This is a genomic window from Flavobacterium sp. AJR, assembly GCF_002156885.1.
GTDB lineage: Bacteria > Bacteroidota > Bacteroidia > Flavobacteriales > Flavobacteriaceae > Flavobacterium.
This window is the reverse complement of the sequence record NZ_NCWQ01000007.1, coordinates 25,855-48,705: the sequence shown is the minus strand read 5'-3', so window position 1 is coordinate 48,705 and position 22,851 is coordinate 25,855. Positions and strand designations below refer to the sequence as shown.

At 32.7% G+C, this 22,851-nt stretch carries 20 protein-coding genes; 2 read left to right on the top strand and 18 right to left on the bottom strand.

The window, feature by feature from the left end:
• Position 1: 1 nt before the first annotated feature.
• A complete protein-coding gene (locus B8T70_RS03155; RefSeq protein WP_086893895.1) occupies positions 2–1,201 on the top strand; it encodes an FtsX-like permease family protein in 1,200 nt (399 codons plus the stop codon).
• A gap of 177 nt (positions 1,202–1,378) precedes the next feature.
• The gene (locus tag B8T70_RS03150; protein ID WP_086893894.1) at positions 1,379–2,806 is read left to right on the top strand and encodes an MATE family efflux transporter; all 1,428 of its coding nucleotides are present in this window, start codon (positions 1,379–1,381) and stop codon (positions 2,804–2,806) included.
• Between the two features lie 399 nt (positions 2,807–3,205).
• Here the strand turns inward: B8T70_RS03150 and dusB are convergent, their stop codons facing one another.
• From dusB to B8T70_RS03055, 18 genes are all read right to left on the bottom strand, one after another.
• Positions 3,206–4,198, bottom strand: a complete 993-nt coding sequence (gene dusB, locus B8T70_RS03145) for a tRNA dihydrouridine synthase DusB (protein WP_039113353.1) — start codon at positions 4,196–4,198, stop codon at positions 3,206–3,208.
• 365 nt (positions 4,199–4,563) lie between these two features.
• Positions 4,564–5,856, bottom strand: coding sequence for a phenylacetate--CoA ligase (locus tag B8T70_RS03135; RefSeq protein ID WP_086893892.1), 1,293 nt, complete (start codon positions 5,854–5,856; stop codon positions 4,564–4,566).
• Complete coding sequence (locus B8T70_RS03130; protein ID WP_086893891.1) at positions 5,853–7,523, bottom strand: C45 family peptidase; 1,671 nt, start codon at positions 7,521–7,523, stop codon at positions 5,853–5,855. The genes B8T70_RS03135 and B8T70_RS03130 overlap by 4 nt, the downstream gene beginning before the upstream one ends.
• An 8-nt stretch (positions 7,524–7,531) precedes the next feature.
• Positions 7,532–9,049 (bottom strand): NAD(P)/FAD-dependent oxidoreductase, encoded by a 1,518-nt coding sequence (locus B8T70_RS03125; protein ID WP_086893890.1) that lies wholly within the window; start codon positions 9,047–9,049, stop codon positions 7,532–7,534.
• Between the two features lies 1 nt (position 9,050).
• Positions 9,051–12,734, bottom strand: coding sequence for a 1-acyl-sn-glycerol-3-phosphate acyltransferase (locus B8T70_RS03120; RefSeq protein WP_086893904.1), 3,684 nt, complete (start codon positions 12,732–12,734; stop codon positions 9,051–9,053).
• A 102-nt stretch (positions 12,735–12,836) separates the two neighbouring features.
• The gene (locus B8T70_RS03115; RefSeq protein ID WP_086893889.1) at positions 12,837–14,024 is read right to left on the bottom strand and encodes a DUF2062 domain-containing protein; all 1,188 of its coding nucleotides are present in this window, start codon (positions 14,022–14,024) and stop codon (positions 12,837–12,839) included.
• Between the two features lie 18 nt (positions 14,025–14,042).
• A complete protein-coding gene (locus B8T70_RS03110) occupies positions 14,043–14,528 on the bottom strand; it encodes a hypothetical protein (protein ID WP_086893888.1) in 486 nt (161 codons plus the stop codon).
• Between the two features lie 2 nt (positions 14,529–14,530).
• Complete coding sequence (locus B8T70_RS03105) at positions 14,531–14,902, bottom strand: 3-hydroxyacyl-ACP dehydratase (protein ID WP_086893887.1); 372 nt, start codon at positions 14,900–14,902, stop codon at positions 14,531–14,533.
• A 122-nt stretch (positions 14,903–15,024) separates the two neighbouring features.
• Positions 15,025–15,633: a porin family protein gene (locus B8T70_RS03100; protein WP_086893886.1), complete on the bottom strand. Its 609-nt coding sequence runs from the start codon at positions 15,631–15,633 to the stop codon at positions 15,025–15,027.
• A gap of 33 nt (positions 15,634–15,666) precedes the next feature.
• Entirely contained in the window at positions 15,667–16,305 is a 639-nt protein-coding gene (locus tag B8T70_RS03095) for a hypothetical protein (RefSeq protein ID WP_039113361.1), read from the bottom strand.
• On the bottom strand, positions 16,271–16,909 hold the full coding sequence (locus tag B8T70_RS03090) for an outer membrane lipoprotein carrier protein LolA (protein WP_039117437.1): 639 nt from the start codon (positions 16,907–16,909) through the stop codon (positions 16,271–16,273). The genes B8T70_RS03095 and B8T70_RS03090 overlap by 35 nt, the downstream gene beginning before the upstream one ends.
• Positions 16,896–17,675 (bottom strand): polysaccharide deacetylase family protein, encoded by a 780-nt coding sequence (locus B8T70_RS03085; RefSeq protein ID WP_086893885.1) that lies wholly within the window; start codon positions 17,673–17,675, stop codon positions 16,896–16,898. The genes B8T70_RS03090 and B8T70_RS03085 overlap by 14 nt, the downstream gene beginning before the upstream one ends.
• The gene (locus tag B8T70_RS03080; RefSeq protein WP_086893884.1) at positions 17,672–18,733 is read right to left on the bottom strand and encodes a beta-ketoacyl synthase N-terminal-like domain-containing protein; all 1,062 of its coding nucleotides are present in this window, start codon (positions 18,731–18,733) and stop codon (positions 17,672–17,674) included. The genes B8T70_RS03085 and B8T70_RS03080 overlap by 4 nt, the downstream gene beginning before the upstream one ends.
• Positions 18,730–19,932 (bottom strand): beta-ketoacyl synthase, encoded by a 1,203-nt coding sequence (locus tag B8T70_RS03075; RefSeq protein WP_039117440.1) that lies wholly within the window; start codon positions 19,930–19,932, stop codon positions 18,730–18,732. Before B8T70_RS03075 ends, B8T70_RS03080 begins: the two co-directional genes overlap by 4 nt.
• Before the next feature lie 216 nt (positions 19,933–20,148).
• Positions 20,149–20,406 carry a phosphopantetheine-binding protein gene (locus B8T70_RS03070; protein ID WP_035620100.1) on the bottom strand — a complete coding sequence of 86 codons (258 nt, stop codon included), beginning with the start codon at positions 20,404–20,406 and terminating at the stop codon, positions 20,149–20,151.
• 2 nt (positions 20,407–20,408) lie between these two features.
• Complete coding sequence (locus B8T70_RS03065; protein ID WP_039117441.1) at positions 20,409–21,053, bottom strand: 3-oxoacyl-ACP synthase; 645 nt, start codon at positions 21,051–21,053, stop codon at positions 20,409–20,411.
• 1 nt (position 21,054) lies between these two features.
• Positions 21,055–21,537 carry a hypothetical protein gene (locus B8T70_RS03060; protein ID WP_123912063.1) on the bottom strand — a complete coding sequence of 161 codons (483 nt, stop codon included), beginning with the start codon at positions 21,535–21,537 and terminating at the stop codon, positions 21,055–21,057.
• Positions 21,538–21,620: 83 nt separating this feature from the next.
• Positions 21,621–22,760, bottom strand: coding sequence for a beta-ketoacyl synthase (locus tag B8T70_RS03055; RefSeq protein ID WP_039117443.1), 1,140 nt, complete (start codon positions 22,758–22,760; stop codon positions 21,621–21,623).
• Positions 22,761–22,851 lie beyond the last annotated feature (91 nt).

The following is a 22,851-nucleotide window of genomic DNA, read 5'->3' as shown; positions in this document are numbered from 1 at the left end:
TTTGAACTTTCCCCTTTACATAGCCAAACGGTATATTTTTAGCAAAAGTAAAAACAATGCTATCAATATCATAAATCGTATTGCCAGCCTTGGAATTATTGTTGGTACAATGGCTTTGTTTGTGGTTTTATCCGTTTTTAGCGGATTAAAAGTATTCAGTCTTTCTTTTACAAATGAGATAGATCCTGATTTAAAAATTGAAAGTACCTACGGAAAATCATTTTTGGTTACTCCAGATCAAGAAACTCAGATTAAAAAAATTGAGGGTATCGCTTCGTACACTAAAATAATCGAAGAACGAGTTTTGTTTATTTTTAATGGAAAACAACAAGTTACCTACTTAAAAGGAGTTGATCGTAATTATCCTGTTGTAAACGATATTAGAAAAAAACTCTTTAATGGACAATGGCTAAAACCCGATACGTATCAGGTTGTTGTAGGGTATGGGATTTCGAAAAACTTTTCGATGGGAATATTGGATTTCGAAAATCCATTGCAAGTATTTGCTCCAAAACCAGGAAAGGGCGCTATCGAAAATCCTGAAGAAGCTTTTAGTAAAACCGATGTATTGCCTGTTGGGATATATTCGATAAGCGAGGATTTAGATTCTAAATATGTTTTTGCCGATTTAGGGTTGGTTCAGGAATTATTAGAATATAAACCGAATCAGATTTCGGGAATCGAGTTTAAGTTAAAACCGAATGCAAACGAATCTAATATCGATTCGCAATTGCAAAAGATTTTCAATAATAAAGTCACTACAAAAAATAGGGCTCAACTTAATGCGTCTTTGTATAAAATGCTTAATACCGAAAATATTGCGGTATATTTAATCTTTACATTGGTAATTATAGTAGCTCTTTTTAATTTAATTGGAGCATTAATCATGATGATCTTGGATAAAAAAGGCAACCTAAAAACGCTTTTTAATCTAGGAACAGAAATCAAAGATTTGCGAAAAATATTTTTGCTACAAGGTACCTTGCTTAGTGTATTTGGAGGATTAATTGGTCTTGTTTTAGGTGTTATTTTGGTCCTATTACAACAACGATTTGAACTTATCATGATTACTGCAACGCTAGCATTTCCGGTTGTTTTTACTCTCGAAAATGTATTTATTGTTTTAGGGACTATATTTTCACTTGGATTTATAGCTTCATTTATAGCAAGTAAACGCGTTAGCGAAAAATTGCTAGATTAGAATTTTTATTCTAAAATTAAAAATATTACTTATATTTATCGTCTCAAAAAAATACGCTATGATAGTTTCTGCCTAATCCTATTTTATTTTTAGAATAATTAGGATGCCTTCAAATTTTTTAAGTCCAGCCAATAAATAATTGGTTCTGGACAATTTTATCATATATCCTTAATTATCATGACAGAAACAACAATACAGAAAAGTTTATTTTCTCGAATTTTCTCAACAATAAAACAAGCTATCAAAGGAGATGAATCTTTTGATTACACTTCGGGCAGTATTAAAAAAGCCGTAATTCTTCTTGCTATTCCAATGGTATTGGAAATGCTTATGGAATCGGTTTTTGCATTGGTCGATTTATATTTCGTAGGACATCTGGAGCATAGCAGTTTTGCTATTCAGGCAGTTGGACTTACAGAGTCGGTTATTACGATTGTTTACTCAATTGCAATCGGGATTAGTATGGCTGCAACAGCAGTTGTTGCTCGTCGTATAGGCGAAAAAGATCCTGTTGCCGCAGCAAAAGCAGGAATGCAAGCCATTATTATTGCTTTTGCAATTAATAGTGTGATTAGTATTTTTGGTTTTATTTATGCCAAAGACATCTTGTTACTTATGGGTGCATCTGCAGAAGCGGCAGAATATGGTTATAAATTCACCCAAATAATGATAGGCGGAAGCTTATGTGTGATGCTTTTATTTCTTATCAACGGAATTTTTCGTGGAGCAGGAAATGCTGCTATAGCCATGAAAAGTCTTTGGATTGCTAATATTTGTAACATTATTTTATGTCCGATTTTAATTAACGGACTAGGACCAATTCCTGCTTTTGGATTAGTTGGAGCTGCTATAGCAACAACTTCTGGACGAAGTATTGGTGTGTTATATCAATTGTACCACTTGTTTAATGGTCGTGGAGTTTTAAAGATTATTTCATCTTACTTCATTCCAGACTTTGAGCAAATCAAGGCTTTGGTAAAAATTGCTGCACCAGGAGTATTGCAATTTGTTATTGCATCTTGTAGTTGGATTTTTCTGGCACAATTGGTAGCAACAACAGGTGGAGATCATGGTTCTGCAGGATATCAAACTGCATTACGTATCATGATGTTTTTTATTCTTCCGGCTTGGGGATTAAGTAACGCGGCAGCCACTTTGGTTGGGCAAAACTTGGGTGCAAAACAAATAGAACGTGCCGAAAAATCGGTTTTTACAACCGCAAAATACAATGTCATTTTTATGGCTACAATTATGCTTATCACATTCTTTTTTGCAAAATATATAGTTTCATTTTTTACCAATGATATCCTTATCCAAAACATAGCTGTCGAAGCATTACAGATTATGAGTTCTGGATACATTTTCTACGGAATTGGGATGGTATTAATTAATACCTTTAATGGTGCCGGAGATACCTGGACACCTACATTAGTAAACTTCTTTGGGTTTTGGTTATTTCAGATTCCATTGGCGTATGTATTAGCCAAACATTTTAAAATGGGACCAACAGGAGTTTTTATCGCAATTCCGGTTGCCGAAACAGCAATAACGTTGGCAAGTATAGTGCTTTACAAAAAAGGAAAATGGAAACGCATTCAGGTATAGTAATTTTAAAAAACTAACATGAATTGCACGAATTTCCGCAAATTAATTCGAGGTAATTATAGAAGAATCGATTTATGATTATAAATAAGAAAGACCGTCAATTGACGGTCTTTTATTTTTTTAAATTCTTTCCTATTTTGATAATAGCGCACGGTTTCAACCGTGTGGTACGGATTGGGATAATAAATTGCGCGCCAACGGTTGAAACCGTTGGCAATGTTTGTAACGTGTTATTTGTGTTTACAATCTGTGTTAAGCTTTGGTTCCATTTACATCATCTGAGTTTCTTCATATCAAAAAGAAAAGATTGTGTTTGTTTCAATAAAAAAAATTATGAAATTTCGAAAGCAAGTTCCTTACATCCTTGGTTTTGAACTTTGACAAAGATTAAGCTATAATTTAAACAAATTCATATCCAGCATATACTTCCTGGATTTCGTTCATTACATTAAATAATCCTTGAGGATCATCGATTGTAACTAGTTTTTGTTTGTATTCTTTAAACGAGTGGATTCCTTTAAAGTAATTGGTATAATGACGACGCATTTCTACAATTCCCAAGCGTTCGCCTTTCCACTCCATCGACCATGTAAGATGGTTTCTTGCGGCTTCTACACGATCACTAACGGTTGGAGCAGGTAAATGCTCACCAGTTTCAAAAAAGTGCTTTATTTCGTTAAAAATCCAAGGATAGCCAATTGCAGCACGACCAATCATAATACCGTCGATACCGTATTCATTTTTAAATTTTAATGCTTTTTCAGGACTATCGATATCGCCATTTCCGAAGATAGGCATTGTAATTCTAGGATTGTTTTTTACACGAGCAATATGTGACCAGTCTGAATGGCCTTTGTACATTTGAGCACGTGTTCTTGCATGAATTGTTAATGCTTGTACTCCAATATCTTGTAAGCGTTCGGCAACTTCATCGATATTTATCGAGTTATCATCCCAACCCAAACGAGTTTTTACAGTAACAGGCAAATTAGTACTATCGATAACAGCTTTGGTTAAACGTACCATTAAATCAACATCTTTAAGAACTCCTGCACCAGCGCCTTTACAAACTACTTTCTTTACAGGACAACCAAAATTAATATCAATTAAATCAGGATTCACGGTAGTAACAATTTTTGATGACATTGCCATCGCTTCTTCATCTCCACCAAAAATCTGAATTCCAACAGGACGTTCGTAATCAAAAATATCCAACTTCATTCGGCTTTTAATAGCGTCACGAATTAATCCTTCCGAAGAAATAAATTCCGAATACATTAAATCGGCTCCGTGTGTTTTGCACAATCTACGGAACGGTGGATCACTCACATCTTCCATAGGGGCGAGTAGTAAAGGAAATTCGGGTAATTCTATGTTGCCAATCTTGACCATCTTCATTATTTTTTGCAAAATTACAACTTTTAGTTTAATTCCTTGCTATTTAGAGATTCAAAGGGGTAGGAGAGGTGCAAAGGCTTAGAGAAGGTTCAGAGGGACAAAGGTTCAGAGGGACAAAGGTTCAAAGGTTCAAAGGTTCAAAGGTTTTCTATAGAGGTGCGGCAGTTTATCTCTATAAAAAGATTAAAGGCTCAAAGGTTTTAAAAAAGGATCGTATTATTTCCAATTTTAAAACCTTTGGGCCTTTGTTACTCAGAGCCCTAGAACCTTCTTTAAACCTTTGTGGTTTTATACGCACAGCAGTGCGTCTCTACGAAAAACCTTTGTCCCTTTGAACCTCAGAACCTTTGTCCCTCTTTTTAAGAAATCCTATTATCGAAAAAACGAATCGGCTTGCGACTCATTGGATTAAAAACCAAAGGATTTAATATTTCTTTTGAAGTAAATTCTATTTTTGGAGTTACTCTTAATTTGGCTCTAAAGTGATCTTTAATTTCTTGCAACAATTCATTCGACTGATTTTTTACAGCAATCTTGATTAGGATTTCATCTGTTCCTAAATCATTGGTGAATATCTCGATGATGTGATTTTCGATAGTATCAAAATCATTTAAAACATCATTCATTGCTGGTGGATAAAGCGTTGTTCCTTTATATTTTATCATTTGTTTTTTACGCCCGATAACTGGACCAACACGCAAAGTATTTCTTCCGCAAGCACATGGAGTATCGTGCAACTGAACAATATCGCCAGTTTTAAAACGCAATAAAGGCATGGCTTCAATACCTAAAGTGGTAAAAGTAAGTTCACCAGCTTCGCCATTTTTTACTCGATTATTATTTTCATCAAGGACTTCTACAATGATAAGTTCGGGATGATGATGTCCTCCGTTTTGATGTTCACATTCGGTAAAGGCTGTGCTCATTTCGGTTGAGGCATAAGTCGAGAATAGCTTAATATTCCATTTGTCTGTTATTTTTTTTGACAAAATATTCATCGAAAAATCTTGATTTCTCAACGATTCTCCAATGCAAATAGCGCCTTTTATGCTCGAATTATTATAATCGATATTATGGCTTTCGGCATGTTCTATCAGTTTTAATAAAAATGAAGGAACAGTTATTAGATATGAAGGATTGTATTTTAAGATAGAATCCCATTGCAATTCGGGTATTCCTGCACCAACACGGATTACACCTACTTTTAATTTTCGTAATCCTAAAAAGTAAGCTAATCCAGCCATGAATTTGCGATCAATTGTAGTCATAAGTTGTACAATGTCACCTTCTTTAATTCCGGCACAGTCAAAAGAAATAGCTTCGTTGTAAGCCAATCTGTCTAAATCGGCATCGGTTAAACCAAAAGTTACAGGATCACCTAAAGTTCCCGAAGTGGTTGCAAAATCTATGATTTTAGAAACTGGTACACACAAAAAATCATCGTTATTATTTTGAAGATCTTCTTTGGTAGTAACAGGTAAAAGTTGAAGATCTTCCAGTGTTTTGATAGTAGAAACATCAATGTTTTTTTTCTCAAAAAGGTCTTTATAATAAGGTGAATTCTGACTTATGTAAGTCAAAAGCTCAACTAATTTTTGTTCTTGAAAAACTTTAATTTCTTCTAAAGAACCTTTTTCTATTTCTGGAATCATCTTAATTTTCTTTTGATTTTCTTAATATATTTTTCAACTTTCTGTTTTTCAGGAAGTGTGGTAATTTCTTTTGTCAATGCTTTTTCAAACTGATTTTGTGCCAAAGCATATTCTTTTTTCTGATAAAAATACAATCCCACTTTGTAATAAACTACCCAGTAATCAGGGTTTAAGGATTGATATTCCTGAATAAATTTAGGTGAAATTTCCTTCTTACTTTTTAAATAAGAATTGATTTTTTCATCTTCAATTCTGAATTTTTGATAATTTTTAAATTCGGCTGTAGCCAAAAAAGGATCTTTGGCAATATTCAATTCACTCTCAGACAAAGATACAATTGTATCTGTTTGCTCTCTGTTTTTAAAGATTTTATTCAAGTCGTAACAAACAAATTCTCCCAGTTGATAGGGATTGGCAGAAACCCAAACTAATTTTTCTTCGGGTTTAAAAATTATGCCATGATGCGCCATTAATTGATTTAAGGATTTTTCGTTACCATAACCCAATTTAATATTTTCCAAACCTTCTTTGTTTCTGAGTATTTCTGATGCTTTTTTAGGATTTACTTTTGGAGTTTCTTCAAAAAGTTCTACCATTCTATCGTATCGATATTTCGAATGACTGTTTAGGATTTGGTTCTCATTTCGTTTGTCATCTTTTAAAGCGTCGCTTTGAAAATGATTGGAACAAATAAGCTGATTGTTGTTTGAGACTTCATAAACTCCAAATTTGTGTGGAGAAACTTCTATTAAAACGGCTTTGTTATCATTGGCGCTTCCTACCATTATAGATTCGGAAACGAAAACGGTTGTCTTTTTTGCAATAGCAATAGCTTCATCTATGTTAGTTGCATATTGTAATATTTGGCGGGTGAGAACAGAAATAGGAGTTTTGGCAATTAGCGGAATTTTCGATTTTCCAGCATTGATGGTTACTGTTAATCCTTCCTGATTCATTCCTGAAACTGCTCCAATCATTCCCGGCCAGGTTACCATCATAAACGGATGACCTGTTTTTGGTTTTATAAAGGCTACGATTTTGTCTTTCGCGAAAGCGTCATTTACATAAAAATCGAAATTGCGACCAAGAATTAAATTCCCATCTTCAGATTTTTCTCCCCAAGCAGCAAATGAGGAACAACCTACTAATGCCAAATCTTGTAATGCGTGCCCAATATCATGAGCTGCATGCAAATACAAATTGCGTAAATATTGCGATGCGATGGCATCATAATCATGAGATGTATATTGAGAAACACCGTAAATTTCGGTTTGATATTCTTCGGGAACATTGAGGTATAATTTCCTGTTGTACCATTTTAAAAAGTTCCGAAGCATATTTTGCTTAAACTTTGAAGGTACTAAATCTTTAATTTTTGAGAAAAATATGAGTTCTTGCTTCTTTAAAAGAGAGTCAGTTAATGCTCCAGAATTAAGTCCAATTTGATAAGCATCACCTTCTACATAAAGTTCCCAAAGACCTTGTTTATTTTTTAAAAGAGAGTTCTTTCCAGCTGAAAATACCGAATCGGATTGTTTTTTTACGATAGGTAAAATGGTATCATAATCTGCGATATTGGGCTGATGATGCATTGATTTTGAAGTGCCACAGGAGAGAAACACCAACAAAAAACCGATTAAGAATACAATCAGAATTCGCTTTTTCATAATCAAAATTATTCAGAGGCTTGATTGATTTTGGTTACTAGATATTCTTTCCCAACTATTTCTGAGCAAGTAACAACGGCGCCAATAGTTACGCCCAAAACGCCATGCATATTAATACTTTGTCCTGTTAAATACAGGTTGTTAAGTTTGGTCTTAGAAGCAATAAATGATTTCATAGGATTGTTAGAATCTTTAATGTAACCATACATATTACCATTATGTCCACCAATATAATCACGATAAGAAAGTGGAGTAGAAGTGTGTATCGATTGGATACAATCTTTTATTCCGGGAAATTTTATCTCGATTTCGTTTAAAAACTTGGTTGCTTTACGGGATTTAAATTCATCATAACTTTCGCCACGATCATTTTTTTCGGCAGTCGTATTAAATGTATCTACCCAAGGTAATAAATCGTCGAATTTCATGTAGGTAATAAAAGTCATTCCATCCGCCCATTCTTCATCTTTCTTAGATGCGTTCATGGATGCCATATATGCTTTTGGCCAAGAGTTTTCGTCGTACTCATGGGCTGTCCAAACATCATTACTATTTTTAAAATGATAGTAGTTATGATTGATGTATTTAAATGTATTTGGTTTAAAAACCAAGTACAAACTAAACGCTGAGATTACACCTTCGAGACTTTGGATTCGACTATAAAATGATTTTCTAAAATTTTCTTCACCAACCATTTTTAAAGTGGTTTTGGGTTCAATGTTAGAGATGAAGTACGTTGCCGAAACTTCGGTTCCATCTTTTATTTTAACGTTGGTAACATTGTTGTCCTCGACATTAAAACGAACTACTTCTTTGTATTTATGAACTTCTCCGCCGTATTTTTTTAATTGTTTAATGAGTTGTTTTGTAATCTGGCTTCCACCATTTATACATCGCCAAGAACTCTGAATGTATGAGTTTACAGATAAAGCATGTACATAAAAAGGTGATTTATCTTCAATACCAGCATATAAAAAATTAGAACCTGCAAGCACTGCCCTTAGTTGTTTATTATCGGTTATCTCATCAATGGTTTGTTTGGCATTTAAGGTCAGGATATCACTATCGTATTTCCCTTCCCAACGCAAGTTGTATAACGGGAACGAATCGCAGGTATCTTTTATTTTTGTGCAATAATTCTCTATTGCTTCTTTTTCTTCTGGAAAGTGTTTTAATAATTGGGCAACGAAGTTATCATATCCTTGCGCATGTGGATATTCTTTGTTTTCATCTTCAAATGAGATGATATCAAAACCATCTTCATCCATTTTTTTTAGTTTCAAATTATCCATGATGCCTAGATATTTGAAATATTTATACAAATTTTGTCCTTCACTCAGTCCTCCGATATAGTGAATTCCTGTATCAAAAATGGTTTTATCTCTTACAAATGTTTGGAGGTTTCCACCGAACTGATTATTTTTTTCGAGAACACAAACGCTATATCCTTCTTTGGCAAGAATAATAGCCGAAACAAGACCGCCTAAACCGCTTCCTACGATAACAACATCATAACGTTCTTTCATGCTATTCTTTCTTTAAGACTATAATTTTGTCTTCTTCATTTGTACAAGTATAGCCAAAATTAAGCAATGTGTCCTTTAAACTTGTGCTATTTATTAAAATAAAACAAGATGTTGTCGGAATAATTTTTTCAATAATTGAGTTATAACTTTCGTCGGAAATTAAAACAACATCATATTGTTTTTGTAATGCCACATCTAGATTTTCCAGATAATGTATGGCTCTTTTCTTAACGATATAATTGGTTTGTGCAACCTCATGTTTTTCTTCATCGGTTGTATAAGAGTCCACTTTTCGTTGTGGTTCTTGTAATGTTAATAGTAAATCGAGTTGGCCATAATCATTGGTAAGATGCAAGATTTTGGCTTTAGGTTTTATGTATTTATTTAATAGATAATAGGTCTCTAAATTGGTTTTTAGATTCTTTTTTACACTATTTATTATTTCTGATTCTTTATAATCAAAACTATTGATAATTATTTTTTTGAAATAATCAGGACCTTCAAGTTGCTCACGTGTTTTATGGAATTCAGCTTTAAAGAAGGTACTTATTTGCTTTGTTCTTTCGGTATAATTTTTTCCAAAAGAAAGATTATCAGGAGTAATTCGGTCAAGAATAGAAATGGTTATTGCACTATCATATATAATGAAATCTCCTTTTGGTAATGCCTCAGAAGTACCGTGGATCAGGATAGGGATAATATCCAGATTAAAATGTTCTGCAAGATAAAATGCGCCTTTATGGAATCGTTTTACCTGATTGCTTTCAGATCTTGTTCCTTCTGGGAAAACCATTAAGGAATATCCTTCGTCTATTTTTTTTCGTAAATGTTCAAGACCTCCTTCAAGCCCTTCTGATACGGGATAAAAACCTGCTTTTCTTACCGTAGCACCAAAAATAGGAGAATTGTAAACCCAGTCGCTTACCAGATAAATGATTTTAGGGCTTAGCATTCCAACTGCCAAAATATCTAAAAAGGAAGAATGGTTGGCAATAATTACAGCTGGTTTTTCGAATTTCTCGTTATGAATATTAATTACTTTTTTGCTTACAAATGGATTTGTATATAAAACGGATTTCATGAATTTAGAAATCAGATATCGGAATCCTTTTATTTTTGTCTCTTCTTTTAGAGGAAGAATTTTCATAAATGTCAGGCAAAAAAGGGACATTAGGACTCCACCAAGACCATAGTATAAAAATGATAATACGCCATGTATAAAGGAACGAAGCTGGAATGGTGCTTTTCCGTTTTTAGGGCGATTAGACAAGAATAGCTTGAATAAAATTGGGTAGAAGATAAACGTAATGATTAGCGCTGCAAAAACCCCAATTAATGAAATTGATGAAATAGATTGTAATGCGGGATGTTTGGCAAATATTAATGCACCAATTCCTAGAATTGTTGTTATTACCGCAAGTATAATTGATGTTCTGTATATCGCAATCTCATTCTTTCCGGTTGTATATTCTTTCTGTAAGGCGCTTGTCATGAAAATACTAAAATCGACACCATGACCAAAAATCAAAGTACATACAATCATGCTGAAAATATTCAGTTCGATATTAAAAATTCCCATGATACCAGCGGTTACAATTCCGGTTAATGCAATCGGAATGCAACTTATAATAACCAATTCGACTCTTCTGAAAAAGAAGAACAGAATAAGAATCACGGCGACAAAAGAATAATTTACAAGAGAATTAAAATCGGTTTTTAGTGTGCTAAAAAAAGTTTCATTCATTTGCTGGCGGTCAATTGCCAGTAAACCATCTTTGGCAGAAGCCGATTTTACAAATGCGTCACGTTGTTCGGGAGCAACTTTTACTAATGTTGAGATGGTGAAAAAGCCGTTTTTCTCACTAATAAATTCCTGTAATTGTAAGGCACTTATCTTTAAATAATCCTGATAGGATATAGGTTTGAAGCTAGCATCAAGATGGTCAAAAAATGCGGTGTAGGTTGTGGGTTTAAACCCAAGTTTTGCACCTTCGTTTATTAATTGAGATTTTAATAGTTGCTTTTTATTGGTATCCCAAAACGAATTCCATTTATCAATTTTTTGCTTTTGCTCCTTTTGCGAAAGCATAATTCCTCCTACAGAACTGTAATTTAATATTTTATTTTCCTGTTTTTCTTTTGCAAGAGCATTAAAAAGCAAGCTATTTTTTTGCAAAACATCTTCCATACTATTTCCGTAGGATGCCAGATAAATAGTTTTAGAAGTTAGACTTGTTGTACTTTCTTCAAGATCTTTTTCGGCAGCTTTAATTTCTTTTGGAACAAAATTAAGTTGTGATAAATCGTTATTAAAACCAACATCGTTATAAGTAAAACAACAAACGATTGTAATAAGAACACAAAAGCCAATTAAGAATTTATTGTTATGAAATGAAAAATGTGCCAATTTATCAATCACATTTTTCTTGTGTTCAATATTGTTTTCTTTTGGTTTATACAAATGCGGAACAATGAGAAGAGAGAAAAATGCGGAAGCCATTACAATTACTGCAGCAAAAATTCCTAAGTCGTTTAATGCATCTGATTTTACAAAAAGCAGACATAAAAATGCAACAGCAGTTGTAGAACTACTCATGATTACTGGCATCGTAATGTCTTTGTATAATGTTTTTACATCGCTATTGTGCTTGTAATGTGTTAAGATATGTATAGAATAATCTATTGTGATTCCTAAAAGAATTGAACCAATACCAAGTGAAATTGCCGAAATTCTTTCCTTGACAAAGTATAAAAATGCAACGGCAAATAAAGCACCAAAAACTGTTGGAAGAAAAATGATTAATGGGATAAATACTTTTCGATAAAACAAAATCAAGATAAGCATTAGCGTAATCATTGCAATAGTTGTAGTAAGTACAATATCGCTCTTAATTTGGTTGGCATTTGCAACAGCAATAAGTGCTGATCCAAAATAACTTACCGAAGCTTTTGTTTTAAATTGCTTGTTTAAATTGTCTTTTATCGTATTGAGCTTTGCAGCAAAAATGGAGTTTTGTTCTGTTTCGCTCGAAGGTAGATTAGAAGTAATAAACAACAACAATTTCTTTTTGTCTTTGGTCATTACAAAACCATTGGCGAGGGTAAAATCATCGCCAACATTTAATTGCTGTAATTTTTTTAAGGCTATAAATGAAATCCCTAATGGATCTTGTAATATAAAATCTTTGGTAATAAATCCCGAAGGAGAAATTATCGATTTGTAATTTCCTTGCACTGTTGCCGCAATACTATCTTGTTGCAATTTTGATTGTATGGTTGCATAATCTTTATCGTCTAGAAAAAGAGGCACATTGTTGTAAACAAAATCGATAGTTTCCTGAATGTTTTCTTCATTGATTTTTCCTTGTACAGCTGTTATATAAGGCTTGCAAGTTTTGGCAATACTATCTGTAAAAACTGCTGCCATTTCTTTTAAATCTTCATCTGTTCCGTCTTTTTCAATTTGGAAAATAACGGTGATTTTATCGGCAAAATTAAGTTGCTTTAGTACTTTGGCAGTAACATCGGCTTTATCGTTTGTTGGAATAAGTTTGGTGATATCTTCTTCAAATTTAATTTTTGAAGCAAAAAATCCAAATATAAAAAGCATCGCAATTGCCAAGAAAACCGATAACGATTTTCTCTTATTTACAAATAGATGTATGGCGTAGAAATAATGATGCATGCTTATAGTTTTTTTAGCCACTGATTATACTGATTCGTACAGATTACTCCCGTTGCGAATATAATTTTCTTTAATCCTTTAATCTGTGGCAAAATATTTAATTTAATTATTGGTTTTATTTTTGGGTGTACTAAACAATGTTAAAAGTAAGTAGGCTATTGATCCTAATAATAATGCCATTACGGATGCTAATACTAAACTCCCAACAACATATTGTGTTACATTCTTTGATACATCTGTAAGTGATAGTGAATCATTTAGTACCAAAGGAGCTGTATTTGTTATAAAAAGACTTCCCATTTTTAAAGATCCATATATTACTAAAGGGATGAATGGTGGGAAACTAACATTTGATGCTAAAAAGGCGATGACTTTATTAAGCTTGAATAAGGTGGCAGAGAAAAGAAGTAATACGGTCTGGAATCCCCAAAATGGTGAAATCCCAATAAAAACGCCTAATGCAATTGCTGCCGATTTTTTAAAATTAGATTCGTCGCTTTCCAGAATATCTTCTAGTAGGAATTTTTTAAGTCCTTTTTTTTTAATTTTCCGAACTAGATCTCTAGGTTTAATGTAAACAAGAGCAATAAAAACCAATACAGTATTTAAGATACTGATTCGGGTAAAATCCTTGAATGGACGAAAATGTGAAACTCTTTCCAGAGGGTCATACAAAACTTTGACTGGAATGTTTTTGACCGGAATGCCTTTCCAGGCAGCACGTACAATTATTTCGATTTCAAATTCAAATTTAGGTGTGAAATGTTTCTCGGGAATTAATCGTAAAGGGTATAATCGAAATCCGGATTGTGTGTCCTGAAGTCGAATTCCTGTTTCAAACCAAAACCAGAAGTTTGAAAATTTGTTTCCGAAACTACTTTTTTTAGGTACATTTTCCTGAGTCATATTACGACTTCCAATAAGCAAGGAATTTGGTTCTTTTTGGATAGCATCAATAAACGAAGGAATATCCGAAGCAAAATGTTGTCCATCGGAATCGATTGTTATCGCATATTCGTAATTTAAAGCAATCGCTTTATTAAAACCGTTTTGTAATGCAATTCCTTTTCCTTGATTCTCGGGATGGTGAATTTGTATGAGTTCTGGAAAATTTTCTAAAATTTCTCTTGTTTTATCTGTCGATCCATCATTGACAACAATAATATCCTTGGTGTAGGTTAAAATAGAATCAAGAACTTTTGCTAACGTTTTGTGGTTGTTGTACGTGGGTACAATAACACAAAAATTAGTTTGGGCAAGTTGTTCTTCTTGAGATAAAATAGGTTCCATTTTGTGGTTTTTCTTTAACTACTTTACAGTTTGCTTTTCTTCTGCAGAAAAACTTTTAGATTGTAGGATAAAGTTCTTTAGATATTCCTTTAGCGCAGTATTTTGATCTTTATAATGTGCCAGAATAAATTTTTTGTCTTCTTTGATATTTTTTTTATAGCCCGTAATTCCAGGAACATTTTCCTGAATACTTAATCGAATCATTCTAATTTCTATCGAGTTTGGCTCTTTTACGACAGTGCTTTCTAATAATTTAGCACCTTCTTTAAAACGACTCATTTTGGCCGAAACTTTCTTCTCATATTTAGAATCCAATAGGATAGAAGCGGCTTTATATGCTACCAGAATATTTTCGTCTGTGGTAGAAATGTCATTTAGTTTTGCAGTAAAATCTTTTGCACTTGTTTCAGAACCTGAAGCTGTTGGATATATTTTCCTGATAGTTGCAAGATCTGGTGTATTTACCAGACTTACTAATAAAAATAAGGATAGAAATAATTTCATGATTAAGTCTTTTTATAAACATTGCTTAGTTTTAAAGCAACCGTTTCATTAAAATAAGTCGTGTTTTTTACTTTTACTAAACCGTCTTCGGTTGTGGTGATATCCAATTCTAAACGTAATTCGGGTGTAACTTCGGGATTAATTAGCGCCATGAACTTTACATTACTTAGCGTTTGCATCATTAGGTTACTTTTGGTAATTGTTTCCGAAAGTTCTTTTATAATTTGTATCATACATACTCCCGGCATTATCGGGTTGTCTGGAAAATGACCTTTAAAAACAGCGTGTTTATCATTTATTAAAATGACAGCATCATATTTAGAATCACTTGTGTTTTCTAATGAAAGTATTTTATAAAAGTCTTTTAAAACCATAATTACATTTTATTTCCCCTGTTGGGTGTAGTTAATTTTAACGTATGAAATCTATGTTTTTATACGTTAAATGAAATTTTTATGACCCGAGCGAACAGATGCTGTAATTTATACCTAACAGGTTATTTTACTTTAAATGTATAACTAATCCCAATTTGGAAAACGTTATTTAAGATGATGTTATCATAGTAATCATCGTATCCGTTATCAATACCATCATATCCGTAAATATCGATTAGACCTTGTTTAAATCTTGCTTCAAAAGTTAAACCATTAGGTAAAGTATATCCAAGACCAGCAACGAAAGCAACATCAACTCCAACAGGATTGTAGTCGTATGAAGGGAAATTGTCACTTGTTTTAAAATCTACCGACGGACCACCTAATATATGAAATCCACCTCCCGCAAAATGAAATTTAGCAACTGCACCTAATGAAACATAATTTAATTCGTAGGTTACTTTTCTTGATCTAAATGATCCTAATGCGTATTCACGTGCTTCTGCACCTTGTCTTGTATAGGTTAATTCTGGCTGAAGGGTAAAATATTTATTGAATCTTATGGCTACCAAACCCCCCACATAAAAATCTGTTTTAGCGTCGCTAGATCCAAAATTAGTTAAGTTCGAAATATTTAAACCCCCACGAATTCCTGGACTTACAGTTACCTGAGCTTGTGTGTTAAGGATTCCAACAAGGAATACAACTGCGATTAAGATTAATTTTTTCATTTTTGATTTAATTTTTAATGATTCGTTTAAGTTTTACTCTGATTTAAAATAATTCAGCTCTATTTTTAACTTTATATTTTGATGTAAAATCTCTATTTTTTCTGCAAAAATATTGTTTTCTGAACTAAAACTAATAGTTATTTTTTCTTTTGTTTGTGAGGCATGTACTACCTTCTCTAGTTTGTTATTTTCTTTAGATAAAAATATAAAATTATATTGGTTGTCATCTTTGGTTTGGTAGATGGTATTTTCTTGATTTTCAAATAATTTGTCGATTATGTAGTTCTTTTTAAGAAGTAAACGAAAATCTTTTTTTAAGGTCGAAATAAGAATTTTTCGGTCTAATTCGGATACAATTGAGTTGACTTTAAAACTGGTTTCCGAAATTTCAAAGTCTAATAATTTGTTACCAAATTCAGTTGTAAATACTACTCGATGTGTAGTATCATTTATTTTCTTGGCAATAAAAATTCCTGACAGTTCATGACCATAAACCGTTATGTTTGCTTTATAGACATAATCAATTTCGGGATTAGAAAAATAAGGAGCTTCGTAAGTCGTTTTTTCTAATGGTTTTGGAGTATAATTTTTGGTAATTTTTTGACCACAAGAAAATAAGAAAATGACTAGAAAGCAATTAATTAGTAAAAACGGAGTCGTCGATTTTTGCATTTATCACTTTATTTTTAAGTACAATTCGAGTATAATCTTCAGATGATTCAAGTAATTTTACCTGAACAACAGTTGCGTCTTCTTTATCAAAAGTCAATTCTATTTGCTTGATGTATTTTTTTAAAGTTACATCTTTTGGAATAAACTTGGCAATGTTCTGGTTTTTTGATTTAAAATAACTGATGCTAAATTCCTTATCATCAAACATATCGCCACTTACACTACCTACAATAAGTTTATTGATTCGACCAAAGATTTTGCTGTTTCCAATATCGACCGCACTTTTTTTGCCTTCGTCATTAATCAGGATTTTACCGTTTTTAAAAACAATACTATAATTATATGGTTTTTTGTATTGCCATTGTAATAAGCTTGGTTCTTTAAAAATCATCTTTCCAGATGTTTCAATATCCTTGGATAAAAAATCCAAATGTTTGTACTGAACGAAATCGGTACTTAATGTTTTTATTTTTTTAGAAACTACATTCACAGATTGCTTGAAAGCTGCAATTTCACTATCAGACATTTTTTGTTCTTGTGCAAACGAGTTCAAGACGAACAGGTTCAGAATTATAACGGATAAGTATATTTTAGTCTTCTTCATATGCTTTAAGATTCAAAAGTTTTTCAACTGAAATTACGGTATAATTGTTTTGCTGCAAGAACTGCAAGAACTGTTCCAAGACCAAAACCGAATGCTTGGCTGTATCGTGCAAAAGTACAATTCCGCCAGGAGAAACTCGTTTTATAATGCGATTGTAAATGATTTCTTGGTCTTTAATGCCGCCATCAAGGGATCGGATATTCCAACCAATTACTTTATGTTTACTTATTTTTAAAGCTCTTCGTATAGATGGGGTTGTTACTCCATACGGTGGACGGAAAAACTGTATTTTTTTTGAAGTAAATTTTTCCAGCAATACATCCGTTTTCCTCAGTTCTTCGAGTATTTTTTTAGCATTGTAAAAATCAAAAAAATCAGAATGACTATAAGAATGATTCCCTACCAAATGCCCTTCGGATAAAATACGTTCTATAATTTCGGGATGTTTCTCGATGTTTTTTCCAATGCAGAAAAAGGTAGCTTTTACATCGTGTTTTTTTAAAACATTCAGAATTTCTAATGTAGTTTCGCTTGGACCATCATCAAACGTTAATGCAATTTTCTTTTTGGTTACCGACGAATTATTGCAATAAGCCTTTACATGATAATTAGAATTTATTCGTGCCGAGTTTATCGCAGCAATACTCAACCAGATTATTCCAATGATAATAAACCACCAAATATTGATTGCGATATAAAGTTTCGAAAGAAGCAGTAAAAGCAATATGATGATAAAAAACAAAGAAGTGTTTTTATGCGTTATCATTTTGAAATTAATGTAAAACTATGGTCTTTACCGTTTAATTGATTGTACAATAAAATAGTATTATATGCTGGTTTCTCTAGTGAATTAACTCTAATCAGTTCTGGGATTGTTTGTGTTTTGATAATTTTAGAACCAACCCATAATCCAAAAGATGAAGCGGTATTGTATTCTCCACATAAATGTTTGTAATAAACCTGTGGTGTATTTGCGAAAGCATTTTCGGTTAAATTGGTATAATAAGAATCGAATTCTACATCACCATTTAAGCCTAAAACAATAGCGTCAATATCCGAAATTTCTAAATTATTCGATTTTAAGAATTCAATAATTTCAGCTTCAACTTCATTTTCTTGTAACTTGTTCTTGATTTCTACATCTAGAAGTTCAGCATAAGTAGTTTCTTTTTTTTCATTTTCTAAAACAAAAAAACTAGCTCCTTCACCACAAACATATCCTTTTGTGGTTTCGTTTAAAAGTTCGTAAGGTTCATTTCTTTCTCCTTTTATGTATCCTGCTAATTTAAAAAGTGAAATAGTATAATCTCCGTTTTCATCAACTCCACCCACTAATACTGAGTTGGCTTCGTTTCCTTCAATCTGCATTTTTGCATCCAAAAGAGCCGACTCAAAAGAGATTGCACCATTTACATAAGTAAAGTTATATCCCTTGCATTGCAATGTTAGGGCTATTTGTGCTCCAACAGTATTGTGTGTTGATTGTATAAAAGCAGTAGGAGTTAAAAACTCCTCGTTATTATCGATAATTGCTTTTAGGAATTTCTCCGAATCTTCGATGCACCCCATTCCGGTTCCGGTAATAATAGCATCGATGTTCGTAACATTGGCTTCTTTTAATGCATAAGCCGAAGCTACAATTCCGTTTTTGATTCCATTAGCCATTCTTCGGCTTGCAACTGGAGAAATGAAATCTTTGTAAACAGGTTTTTTTAAAAATAAAACGTTGTCATTTTTATTCCATTCAGCATCTTCTAAAAAAACAGTATCAAATGTTTTTTGAGCTGAAAGACAACCTGTACCATTTATATATGTTTTCCTCATTTGCTTTTAGAAAATATAAGAGTAGAACAATTACCACCAAATCCGAAAGAATTTGATAATACGTGTTCGATATTTTTATGTTTTAATGTTGTTTGTGGCGTTAGGTTAAATTCCTGCATTGGAGTTTCAAAATTTAAACTAGGGAAAACGACGTTGTTTTGGATAGCAAGTACGCTATAAACCGCTTCGATTGCTGCCGCCGCCGCCAGCGTATGTCCTGTAAAAGGTTTGGTCGAGCTAAAATCGGGAACAGGTTTCTGGTCGTAAATTCTAAGAATTGCTCTTCCCTCAGATAAATCATTATTGGGAGTTGCCGTTCCGTGAACATTTATATAATCGATCTCGCCAGGATTTATAGCAGCAACATCAAATGCTTTTTTCATAGCAAGATAAGCACCATCTCCATTTTCGGATGAAGCAGTTTGATGAAAAGCATCATTGGCATTGCCATAACCCGAAACACGAGCGAGAACTTTTTTGTTTTCTTTTTTTACAATTTCTTCAGATTCTAAAACTAAGAACGCAGCAGCTTCGCCTAGGTTTAATCCTTTGCGTTCATCATCAAATGGTTTATTATATCCATCAGATAATATCATTAAAGTTTTAAAACCGTTGATTGTAAATTTTGCCAAAGCATCGGTTCCACCAACAATTACTCGGTCTAGTTTTCCGGTTTTTATCAATCGTGCACCAAGCATAATTGCATTTGCAGCCGAAGAACAAGCCGTACTTATTGTAGTAACCATTCCTATTAATCCGAGTTCGTCGGCAATTTTCTGGGCTACATTGCCACAATTATGACAACTAATATATTTTTCGAGTTCGGGATTATCAAAATAATCGTAATAATATTTCTCGGTCATATCCATTCCGCCAACGCTTGTTGCCGAAATTAATCCCGTTTTATATTCATTAATTGATGTAATTCCTGCATTTGCTACAGCTTCTTTGGCAGCAATTGTACCAAGCATAGCTGTTCTCGAAAAGTTGTTTTCTTCGTCAAGTTGTAATTGAGCGATTAACTCAGCATTGGTTTTTTTTATTTCACCAACCTTAATAACATCGGCATGAACTGTCGAAATGTTTTCGATAGTTGTAATAGCAACTTTGTTATTTATTAATGAAATATAATTTTCCTCAACCGAATTTCCGATTGAAGAAATTATTCCCATACCAGTTATAGCAACTCCTTTTACCATTTTTTTAGACGACTTAGATTTTTAGACTTACTTAGACTTCTTAGATTTTCTAGATAAAAATTCATGAAAAACTAAAGGATAGTTGAATAATTTAAAAATCGAACAATTTATTATTTTAAACTTTGAAAAAGCTTCTTGAAACTATTTTAGACTTTAGACAATACTTTTATCTAATCCCGAAGCTTCGGGATAAAAATCTAAGAAGTCTAAACAAGTCTATTTAGTTCTATTAGCTGTTATGTAAGCAGCCATTGATTCGATTGATTGGAAAATTACTTTTCCTTCTTTCGGGTCAACTAATTTAATTCCGTAATCTTTATCAAGAATAACAATTAATTCCAAAGCATCGATAGAGTCTAAACCTAGACCATCTCCAAACAAAGGGTCATTGTCATTAATATCTTCAAGGGTAATATCTTCAAGGTTTAAAACAGTAATAATTTTATTTTTTAATTCTAATTTTAATGCGTCCATGATTATTTATTATATAATGTTTCTATCGTTTCGTTTTGATACTTATGGTTTTCGTCTTTACCAATCAGGCAAAGAAAAGCTTTATATTCCTCATTAAAAAATTCAACCCATCCACAAAGTACCTTTTCCGCTTTATTGGTATGCAAAAGCGTATTGGCATAACTGGTCATAAATTCTGGATTGAAGGCATCAAATATAAAGAAAGAATTCTCGCTTTTTAATTGATGGCGTATGCTTATTTCGCCCAAGCAAATGTTCGGCAAGGTATAAACAAAAACGGCCGGACTTGGATAATAATTCTCTTTATCAGATATAGATTCCTGATACTTTACATCGGTATCTAAACTTGATGATTTATTGGCTAAAAGTAAAGCGGTATTGTTTTCTATTTGTTTTGCCAGTTCACTATCGTTCGGGTGCGATTCTGTTTCCGATTTCAAAAGTAATTCGGCTCCTAAAAAAGCAAGTTTGCTTAAAGAATCCATTTTGAAAAACTTAGGATAATTAATCTCAAAATTGCGATATGCTTGTTTTGAGAAATCAGCAAATAAAGTGGGTTCTGTTTTGAATACAGAAGTTCCATTCAAAACAATTTCGTTGTTTTGGATTGTGCAATAGGATTGTATGTATGTTTTGTTTTGAGTCATTTTATTTTATATAATCTTCTGCATCATAAGCATCAATAGGAAAATCTTCTTCAGTTATCGATTTATAGAAGAAAGTTCCAATACTCATTTTTAAATCAATGTAAATTTTATTTAAATCTTCAATATTTTCTTCTTCCCAAAGAATGTCATGAAAAATATATCCAACGCTCATTGTTTTTGTATTTAGAACAATTGGATCTCCGTTTGCGCCGGAACCAATAATTAATAAATCTTTTTTATAAATTTCGTTATTCTCTTCTTCAAGATTTTCTGTTTTAATTCTGTTTACGCAATTAAAATATATACTTCCAAATTTAATTTCTTCTCTAAATGAAAATGTTTTAAAAAAAATTATCAAATCTTGAGATAAGTTTAAGTTTTCAAAAAACTCAATAGTTTTATCTGTTACTTTTATTGCATTATCTTTAAAATCAAAGTTTTTAATTTTTAAAGCTTCTTTAAAAAGTGATTCGTCTAAATTCATTTCTTTAAGTTTTGAACTTGTAAGGATTACTTGCAAGTTGGATTTCAAATTTGAACTGTTCGGAATTTCCGAACAGTTCAATCTCATTTCACTTTTTCAAAAACCACAGCCGTATTACAACCTCCAAATCCAGAAGCTGTTTTTAGGAATGTCTTGATATTTTTATCTTCATTTTCTTCAATAATATTTATCGATTGACTTACGCCTAATTCATCAAAACCTAATGAAACAAAAAGCTTGTTTTGGAGCACAGATTCAATCGCAATAACTGTTTCTAATAATCCTGACGCGCCCAATGTATGACCATAAAAACCTTTCAGACTATTTACAGGAACTGTTCCCATTTCTAATCTGTTGAAAGCAATGGCTTCCATTTCGTCATTAAAAGATGTTGCGGTTCCGTGTGCGGAAATATAATCGATATGTTCAGGTTTTATTTGTGCTTCGTTCAGGGCATTTTGAATACTTCTGAACAAACCTTCCCCTGTTCTTGAAGGACCCGAAATATGATTGGCATCGTTTATAGAACTATCTCCTGTAACTTTTATTTTTGAATTTTTGGCTTCCGCCGAAACTAAAACTGCAGCAGCAGCTTCGCCAAGACTTACACCTGTTCTGTTTAAAGAATACGGTTTGCATGGTAAATTGCTCATTGCCTGAAAAGCATTAAAGCCAGACAAAACAAATTCTGAAACTTCATCGCCGGCAACGATAAAAACGTTGTTGTAAAGCTCGCTTTGTATTAATCTTTTGGCAACCGAAACGGCCAGAATTCCAGATACACAAGCATTTGATACCACGATGGGTTGGGTTTTAAACCCGAAATAATCGGCTATTGTTTGAGCCAAAGTATGCAAATGCGCATTCTGAAAACTCTCTTGCGAATCATTTTTTAATGCAGTAATATTCCCTTTTGTTGTCGAAAGTATAAAGGCTGTTTTTGAATCTAAATCTATTTTTGAGTTTTTGACAATTGGCTCTAAAGCCAAAATCATCATTTTCTCTAATCTTGAATATTTAGTTTCGGAACTAACTTTCGCGAAAGCGGTATTTAGTTTCTCATCATTTATAATCGATGCATAAAAAGGATTTGGCATCAAGGATACATCTTCATGCAACTGAATACCAGATTCACCACGTAGGATAGTTTCAATGTTTGATGGAACATTAAATCCTAATGGTGTGATGCAATTGGTTTGCGCGATGTAAACTGCTCTTGTCATTTTTATTGTTTTATCCTAACAGGTTTTTAAAACCTGTTAGGTATCTTGTATTTATTATCATATCTACAAGGTAAAAAAACCTTGTTGGAAA

Coding starts and splice junctions, on each gene's coding strand:
- B8T70_RS03150 (WP_086893894.1), top strand. CDS start 1,379: ATGACAGAAACAACAATACAGAAAAGTTTATTTTCTCGAATTTTCTCA.
- dusB (WP_039113353.1), bottom strand. CDS start 4,198: ATGGTCAAGATTGGCAACATAGAATTACCCGAATTTCCTTTACTACTC.
- B8T70_RS03135 (WP_086893892.1), bottom strand. CDS start 5,856: ATGATTCCAGAAATAGAAAAAGGTTCTTTAGAAGAAATTAAAGTTTTT.
- B8T70_RS03130 (WP_086893891.1), bottom strand. CDS start 7,523: ATGAAAAAGCGAATTCTGATTGTATTCTTAATCGGTTTTTTGTTGGTG.
- B8T70_RS03125 (WP_086893890.1), bottom strand. CDS start 9,049: ATGAAAGAACGTTATGATGTTGTTATCGTAGGAAGCGGTTTAGGCGGT.
- B8T70_RS03120 (WP_086893904.1), bottom strand. CDS start 12,734: ATGCATCATTATTTCTACGCCATACATCTATTTGTAAATAAGAGAAAA.
- B8T70_RS03115 (WP_086893889.1), bottom strand. CDS start 14,024: ATGGAACCTATTTTATCTCAAGAAGAACAACTTGCCCAAACTAATTTT.
- B8T70_RS03110 (WP_086893888.1), bottom strand. CDS start 14,528: ATGAAATTATTTCTATCCTTATTTTTATTAGTAAGTCTGGTAAATACA.
- B8T70_RS03105 (WP_086893887.1), bottom strand. CDS start 14,902: ATGGTTTTAAAAGACTTTTATAAAATACTTTCATTAGAAAACACAAGT.
- B8T70_RS03100 (WP_086893886.1), bottom strand. CDS start 15,633: ATGAAAAAATTAATCTTAATCGCAGTTGTATTCCTTGTTGGAATCCTT.
- B8T70_RS03095 (WP_039113361.1), bottom strand. CDS start 16,305: ATGCAAAAATCGACGACTCCGTTTTTACTAATTAATTGCTTTCTAGTC.
- B8T70_RS03090 (WP_039117437.1), bottom strand. CDS start 16,909: ATGAAGAAGACTAAAATATACTTATCCGTTATAATTCTGAACCTGTTC.
- B8T70_RS03085 (WP_086893885.1), bottom strand. CDS start 17,675: ATGATAACGCATAAAAACACTTCTTTGTTTTTTATCATCATATTGCTT.
- B8T70_RS03080 (WP_086893884.1), bottom strand. CDS start 18,733: ATGAGGAAAACATATATAAATGGTACAGGTTGTCTTTCAGCTCAAAAA.
- B8T70_RS03075 (WP_039117440.1), bottom strand. CDS start 19,932: ATGGTAAAAGGAGTTGCTATAACTGGTATGGGAATAATTTCTTCAATC.
- B8T70_RS03070 (WP_035620100.1), bottom strand. CDS start 20,406: ATGGACGCATTAAAATTAGAATTAAAAAATAAAATTATTACTGTTTTA.
- B8T70_RS03065 (WP_039117441.1), bottom strand. CDS start 21,053: ATGACTCAAAACAAAACATACATACAATCCTATTGCACAATCCAAAAC.
- B8T70_RS03060 (WP_123912063.1), bottom strand. CDS start 21,537: ATGAATTTAGACGAATCACTTTTTAAAGAAGCTTTAAAAATTAAAAAC.
- B8T70_RS03055 (WP_039117443.1), bottom strand. CDS start 22,760: ATGACAAGAGCAGTTTACATCGCGCAAACCAATTGCATCACACCATTA.